Origin of the sequence: Mesorhizobium sp. M7A.F.Ca.CA.001.10.2.1, from assembly GCF_003998575.1 — a bacterium.
Taxonomy (GTDB): Bacteria; Pseudomonadota; Alphaproteobacteria; order Rhizobiales; family Rhizobiaceae; genus Mesorhizobium.
Genome location: NZ_RZQY01000626.1, coordinates 1 through 3640, shown reverse-complemented (window position 1 = coordinate 3640; position 3640 = coordinate 1). Strand labels below are relative to the sequence as shown.

The following is a 3640-nucleotide window of genomic DNA, read 5'->3' as shown; positions in this document are numbered from 1 at the left end:
AGATCGCCCATATCTGCCACCGCGCCTTGGTGTTTTCGCGCGGACAGATCGTGCGCGAACTCACCGGCAACGACCTGACCACATCCGCCGTGATCATTGCGGCATCGGCTTCCGAAGCCGCCTGAATTTTCTGGGAGCGAACCCATGCAATCGATCGAATCCAGTGCACTTGAACCAACCCGTGGCGAAATGGCGGGTTTGCCTTTGGGGCAGAAGATCGTCCGGCTGCTGCCGGTCTACGGGCTGGTGATCCTGACGGCGCTGCTCATCCTGTTGTTTTCGATCCTGCTGCCGAACACCTTTCCGACCCTGCTCAATTTGCGCTCGATCATCTCCGACAAGGCGATCATCGCCCTGCTGTCGCTCGCGGCGATGATTCCGATGGCGTCCGGGCGCATCGACCTCACCGTCGGCTACGGCATCGTGCTGTGGCACATCCTTGCCATCAGCCTGCAGACCATGTTCGGCGTTCCGTGGCCGCTGGCGGTGATCGTCGTGCTGCTTCTCGGCGCTGCAACCGGCTTCCTCAACGGACTGCTGGTGGAAGTCGCCCGCATCGACTCCTTCATCGCCACGCTCGGCACCGGCACCGTGCTCTACGCTCTGGCGCTCTGGCACACTGGCGGGCGGCAGGTCGTCGGCGTGTTGCCCGACGGCTTCTATGCGCTCAACGGCACGATGGTGTTCGGCCTGCCGATCACCGGCCTCTATGTCTTGGCGATTGCCGTCTCGCTGTGGATCATCCTCGAATATCTGCCGATCGGCCGCTACGTCTATGCCATCGGCGCCAATCCGAAGGCTGCTGCGCTGAACGGCATTCCGGTGCGCCGCTTCGTCATCGGCGCCTTCATTTCGTCGGGTTTCCTGACGGCACTGACAGGCGTCCTGCTCGCCTCCAAGCTGCGCATCGGCCAGGCCAGCGTCGGGCTGGAATATCTTCTGCCGGCCCTGGTCGGCGCCTTTCTCGGCTCGACCACCATCAAGCCTGGACGCGTCAATGTCTGGGGCACGATGACGGGCGTCGTCATCCTGGCGGTCGGCATTTCCGGCATCCAGCAGTTCGGCGGCTCTTTCTTCGTCGAACCGCTGTTCAACGGCGTGACGCTGCTCGTCGCCATCGGTATTGCCGGCTACGCCCAGCGCAAGCGCGGCGCGGCGCACAGGGCCAGGACCAAGACCGCAGAGCAGTCCTCGAAGTGACCAGCCGAACCATCCCGGGATCCATGAAATGAGCGACTACGAGATTCTGGACGACCGCTTCCGAAAGCTGACGATCGGGCATGCCAAGCTCGAACGGCTGTGGACCGGCAGCCGCTGGGCCGAGGGGCCGGTCTATGTTCCCGCGGCAAAGCATTTGCTGTGGTCGGACATCCCCAACGACAGGCTGCTGCGCTACGACGAAAGCGACGGTTCGGTCAGTGTCTTCGAAACCCCTTGCAACAACCAGAACGGCCACACGCTCGATGGCCAAGGCCGCGTCGTCGCCTGCGAGCATCGCGGCCGTCGCGTCTCCCGGCTCGAACATGATGGGCGCTGGCAGCCGCTTGTCGAAACCATCGACGGCAAGCGGCTCAATTCGCCCAACGATGTGGTGGTCAAATCCGATGGGACGATCTGGTTCACCGATCCAGTCTACGGCATCGACAGCCACTATGAAGGCATGATTGCCCGGCCGGAGATCGGCGCATCGCATGTCTACCGGTTCGATGAAGCAACCGGCGAGGTGAGTGCGGTCATCGCCGATCTGGTGCAGCCGAACGGGCTGGCTTTTTCGCCCGACGAGAGCATCCTCTACGTGTCGGATACCGGCGCAAGCCATGTTCAGGGCCTGCCGCGTGCGATCAAGACCTATGACGTCGCTGCGGACGGACGCTCGCTGCGGTCGCGCGGCACGCTGGCCGAATGCGAGGCAGGGTTCTTCGACGGGTTCCGCGTCGATCGCAATGGCAATATCTGGGCCTCGAGCGCCGACGCGGTTCGCGTCTACGCGCCGGACGGGACGCTTATCGGGCGCATCCCGGTTCCCGAAATCGTCTCCAATCTGTGCTTCGGCGGTCCGAAGCGCAACCGCCTCTACATCACCGCCCAGACGTCGCTCTATTCCATCTATGTCAACGCGCATCCAGCCGGCCTGAGCCCGGTGGCTGGGCAGATCAGCCAGTGACCTGGCGCCGAAATCGAGTTCCGGAAAGACCAGATAACTTTTTTGAAACCAGGGGAGGTACCAACATGCAACGCAGAACACTTCTGAAATCATCCGTCGCCTTGATGGCCACGACCGTCGCTGCTCCAGTCCTGTTCGCCGGCCACGCACGCGCAGACGCGATGGCCGACGCCATGGCGGTGGTCGAAAAATATGCGCAGAAAGTAACCGCCTGGGACGGCCCGACCACCGGTCCGAAGGCGCAGCCGGGCAAGACGATCGTCGTGCTCGCGGGTGACCTCAAGAACGGCGGCATTCTGGGCGTCACCACCGGCGTAGAGGAGGCAGCCAAGGCGATCGGCTGGGAGGTCAAGGTGATCGACGGCGCCGGCTCGATCGGTGGCCGCACCGCCGCCTTCGGCCAGGCGATGGCGTTGAAGCCGAATGGCATCGTCATTAACGGTTTCGACGCTGTCGAGCAGGCGCCGGCGCTGGAACAGGCTAAGGCCGCCGGCATCCCGCTGGTTTCCTGGCATGCCGGACCGGTGATCGGACCTGACGAAAAGAGCGGCGTCTTCGCCAATGTCTCGACCGACGCCATGCAGGTCTCCACGGCTGCGGCCGACTGGGCCTACACCGATGCCAAGGGCAAACCCGGCGTCGTGATCTTCACCGATTCGACCTACGCCATCGCCATCGCCAAGGCCGACATGATGAAGGCCGAAATCGAGCGGCTGGGCGGCAAGGTGCTCGAATATGTCGACACGCCGATCGCCGAGACCTCGCAGCGCATGCCGCAGCTGACCACGTCGCTGCTGCAGAAATACGGCGATGCCTGGACGCACTCGCTGGCGATCAACGACCTCTATTTCGACTTCATGGGACCTTCTCTGGCCGCCGCCGGCAAGGCCGGCACGGACGCGCCGATCAATGTCGCCGCCGGCGACGGTTCGGAATCGGCCTATCAGCGCATCCGCGCCGGCCAGTTCCAGAAGGTGACGGTCGCCGAACCGCTCAACCTGCAGGGCTGGCAACTGGTCGACGAACTGAACCGCGCCATCGCCGGTGAAAAATGGTCGGGCTATCTGTCGCCGCTGCATGTGGTGACGGCCGACAATGTCGAGTTCGACGGTGGCCCGAAGAATGCCTTCGACCCCGAAAATGGCTACCGCGACCAGTACAAGAAAATCTGGGGCAAATAAGCACGCACCAAGGCGGGCGTATCACCCGATGCGCCCGCAAGCCGACAGACGTCACAAGCACACAATCAGGAAAGCCTCGCCATGATCATTCGCTACGCCCTCTTCGAAGGTGAAATCCATCCCGGACAAGAGAGCGAGTTCCGGCGCTTCGTCAGGGACCGGCTGGTGCCGCTCTGGACTCAGTTTCCCGGCGCTGAGGAAGTGCGCGTTCTCGACGGTACGGCGCGCGACGAAGGCGCGCCCACCTACGCGATGGCGCTGGCCATTCGCTATCGGGACATGGACACCTGCAACC

The 3640-nt window shown here is 63.4% G+C and carries 3 protein-coding genes and 1 pseudogene; all 4 read left to right on the top strand.

Annotation, left to right across the window (positions count from 1 at the left end; all coding sequences use genetic code 11):
• The first annotated feature begins 144 nt into the window (after positions 1-144).
• Positions 145-1200, top strand: coding sequence for an ABC transporter permease (locus EN964_RS28670; protein WP_027036365.1), 1056 nt, complete (start codon positions 145-147; stop codon positions 1198-1200).
• 28 nt (positions 1201-1228) lie between these two features.
• Positions 1229-2164, top strand: a complete 936-nt coding sequence (locus EN964_RS28665; protein ID WP_127268981.1) for an SMP-30/gluconolactonase/LRE family protein — start codon at positions 1229-1231, stop codon at positions 2162-2164.
• 65 nt (positions 2165-2229) lie between these two features.
• The gene (locus EN964_RS28660) at positions 2230-3345 is read left to right on the top strand and encodes a substrate-binding domain-containing protein (protein WP_127268982.1); all 1116 of its coding nucleotides are present in this window, start codon (positions 2230-2232) and stop codon (positions 3343-3345) included.
• Between the two features lie 81 nt (positions 3346-3426).
• Positions 3427-3640: pseudogene (locus tag EN964_RS28655) on the top strand (hypothetical protein); the annotation flags it as partial.

Bases quoted from the DNA above. Each gene is read 5' to 3' on its own strand.
- EN964_RS28670 (WP_027036365.1), top strand. From the start codon at position 145: ATGCAATCGATCGAATCCAGTGCACTTGAACCAACCCGTGGCGAAATG.
- EN964_RS28665 (WP_127268981.1), top strand. From the start codon at position 1,229: ATGAGCGACTACGAGATTCTGGACGACCGCTTCCGAAAGCTGACGATC.
- EN964_RS28660 (WP_127268982.1), top strand. From the start codon at position 2,230: ATGCAACGCAGAACACTTCTGAAATCATCCGTCGCCTTGATGGCCACG.